Here is a 2,558-nt window from a genome sequence, read left to right on the forward strand (position 1 = left end):
GTCTAGGGCGATATAACCGACAATCTATCGAGGTTGGCGGACATCAGACCGGAAATCCGCCAGTGACGCCGCTCCGGCCAGTGGCTTGATTGCCCCTGGCCGTTTCTTCGATCGCGCGCTTCAGCCGCGCTTCAGCAGCGTCCAGACGGCCGGCACCAGGCTTGCCGCGAGCGCCACCTTGATCAGGTCGCCGACGATGAACGGCACGACGCCGAACTGCCACGACTTTTCCGGACCGATGAGCAGCGCCAGCCAGGCAAAGCCCATTGCCATCATGACGACTTCGCCAACCAGCATGGCGTTGAAAAGCTTGATTGGATGGCGGTCCCAGCCGCGATCCGCCGCCCAGCCGACAATTGCCGCCATGACCACGAAGCCGGCGAGATAGCCGCCGGTCGAGCCGAGCATGTAGGCAATGCCGAGACCCTTTTCAGGCGTGCTCTGGAAGACGGGGAAGCCCATGGCGCCCTCGGCCATGTAGAGCAGCAGGGTGGCGACGCCGAGACGCATGCCGAAGGCGGCGGCGATCAGCAGCACGGCCAGCGTCTGCATCGAAATGTCGACCGGCCCGAGCATTACCTTGGTCTTGGCCGACAGTGTCAGCACAAGCGTTCCGGCGATGGCCAGGAAAAGCTGCGTTGCCAGCCGCGCCGCGCCGTTTTGCGGCAGAGCCAGAGAAACAAGCGGACGCATCGTAGTTGCAATTGCCATGGTATTTCCCCAATCCGATTGCCGCACTCCGATGTTCGCGGCCTCACATCCTCCTATATTGGCTTGCGTGTTGTGCGGCAATCGGTTTTGCCGTTTCCCGAAACAAGGCACCGATGCATGGCACTGAAATTCGATACCGGCTTCGACCCCTTCTATGGCCAGGGGGTGAATGTCGCGCCCGATGTCCAGCGCATCACGGCCCGCAATCCAAGCCCCTTCACCTTTCACGGCACCAACAGCTACGTTGTTGGCCGCGATACGCTGGCGGTGATCGATCCGGGGCCGGAGGACGAGGCGCATCTGCGGACCCTGATCGAGGTGATCGCAGGCCGGCCGGTCAGCCATATCTTCGTCAGCCACACGCATCGCGACCACTCCCCGCTGGCGGCCCGGCTGAAAGAGCGCACCGGCGCCCTCGTGCTGGCAGAGGGGCCGCACCGGCCGGCAAGAGCCCTGCATATCGGCGAGACCAATGCGCTCGATGCCAGTGCCGACACGGCTTTCATCCCTGATGTCGCCCTGCCCGACGGCGAGGTGGTCGACGGCGACGGCTGGTCGATCAGGACGGTTCTGACCCCGGGCCACACCGCCAATCATGCGGCGTTCGCGCTGCAGGGAACCGGCATCCTGTTTTCGGCCGATCATGTCATGGCCTGGGCAACCTCCATCGTCGCCCCGCCGGATGGAGCGATGGCCGACTACATGGCCTCGCTGGACCGCTTGATCGAACGCGGGGACCGCTTGCTGTTGCCAGGACATGGCGGGCCGGTGACAGCACCGCGCGCTTTCATGCGCGGGTTGAAGACGCATCGCAAGATGCGCGAGCGCGCCATTCTGGAGCGGGTCAGAGAAGGCGACCGGACGATCGTGGACATGGTCAAGGCGATCTACAGGGACACCGACCCGCGGCTGCATGGCGCCGCCGGATTGTCGGTGCTTGCCCATCTCGAGGATCTGACGGCGCGCGGTCTGGTCACGACAGACGGCGCACCGGCCATCGACGGCATTTTCACGCCGGCCGGATAGGCCAACCTGGACCGCTGCTAAGTGCCGAAGCCTTATTCGGCTGGCGCGGCGCCGACCTGACCGGCGACTTCCTGGTCGAGCTCCGCCAGGAATTCGGTGATGCGCGCGGCATTGTCGCCAAGGTCGTAGCGGCCGTAGCGGGATGCCGACCGCATATCGACGATGACCGTGTCGCCATCGTCCGTCACGCGGATCGCCACATCGGCGGGAAGGCCGATCACGAAGCCCTTGGCGACGGCGGTGATGGTCACCTCGCTTTGCCCGGCGAGATCGGGATAGGGCTCCGACAGCTCCCAGTCGCGCCGGTCGAGTACGGTTTCGACGGCATTGACGACAGTCTCGAACGGCAGGTCGTAGCTGCGTGCGCTGACCAGCGGATAGCTATCGGCCTGCAGCCGCTGTTCCCCAGGCGTCGACGGCGCAAGCACGTTCATATCCTTCGTCCGGTCGCTCACGTCGAGCGCCGGCGGTTCGTCGAAATCCGTCGAGATATCCCTGAGCGGCGGATAGATCGTCGCCCAGTAGGCGGCGACGCCGTAGGGTGCGAGCACCAGCAATGCCAGCAGCGCGCCGCCCGTCAGGTCGCGGCCGCCGCGGTCGCCGAAATTCCACAGCCGCGAAAAGGCAAACCCGGCAAACAACAGCGCCATCGCCGCCAGCAGCGCGACAATGCCGAGCACCCACAGAAAGACAGGTGTTTCGACGAGATCGAAGCGATGGCCGACGAAGACCGTCAGCAGCAGCACCAACGAAAAAGCGGCCGTGCGCCGCGACCAGCCGGCCGCCTTCGACGTTTGCCGTTCAGGAATGCTAGCCATCGT

At 64.8% G+C, this 2,558-nt stretch carries 3 protein-coding genes; 1 reads left to right on the forward strand and 2 read right to left on the reverse strand.

All coding sequences use genetic code 11. From position 1 onward, the window contains the following. Positions 1-120: 120 nt before the first annotated feature. Positions 121-711 (reverse strand): biotin transporter BioY, encoded by a 591-nt coding sequence (locus EN893_RS28680; protein WP_023808554.1) that lies wholly within the window; start codon positions 709-711, stop codon positions 121-123. A 117-nt stretch (positions 712-828) separates the two neighbouring features. Between EN893_RS28680 and EN893_RS28685 the strand changes: the two genes are divergently transcribed. Further along, positions 829-1,737, forward strand: a complete 909-nt coding sequence (locus EN893_RS28685) for an MBL fold metallo-hydrolase (RefSeq protein ID WP_127270451.1) — start codon at positions 829-831, stop codon at positions 1,735-1,737. A 32-nt stretch (positions 1,738-1,769) separates the two neighbouring features. Here the strand turns inward: EN893_RS28685 and EN893_RS28690 are convergent, their stop codons facing one another. Then, positions 1,770-2,555 (reverse strand): DUF1499 domain-containing protein, encoded by a 786-nt coding sequence (locus EN893_RS28690; protein ID WP_127270452.1) that lies wholly within the window; start codon positions 2,553-2,555, stop codon positions 1,770-1,772. Positions 2,556-2,558: the final 3 nt, after the last annotated feature.

This window comes from Mesorhizobium sp. M7A.F.Ca.CA.004.04.2.1, from assembly GCF_004022825.1.
Classification (GTDB): Bacteria; Pseudomonadota; Alphaproteobacteria; order Rhizobiales; family Rhizobiaceae; genus Mesorhizobium.

Bases quoted from the DNA above. Each gene is read 5' to 3' on its own strand.
- EN893_RS28685 (WP_127270451.1), top strand. From the start codon at position 829: ATGGCACTGAAATTCGATACCGGCTTCGACCCCTTCTATGGCCAGGGG.
- EN893_RS28690 (WP_127270452.1), bottom strand. From the start codon at position 2,555: ATGGCTAGCATTCCTGAACGGCAAACGTCGAAGGCGGCCGGCTGGTCG.
- EN893_RS28680 (WP_023808554.1), bottom strand. From the start codon at position 711: ATGGCAATTGCAACTACGATGCGTCCGCTTGTTTCTCTGGCTCTGCCG.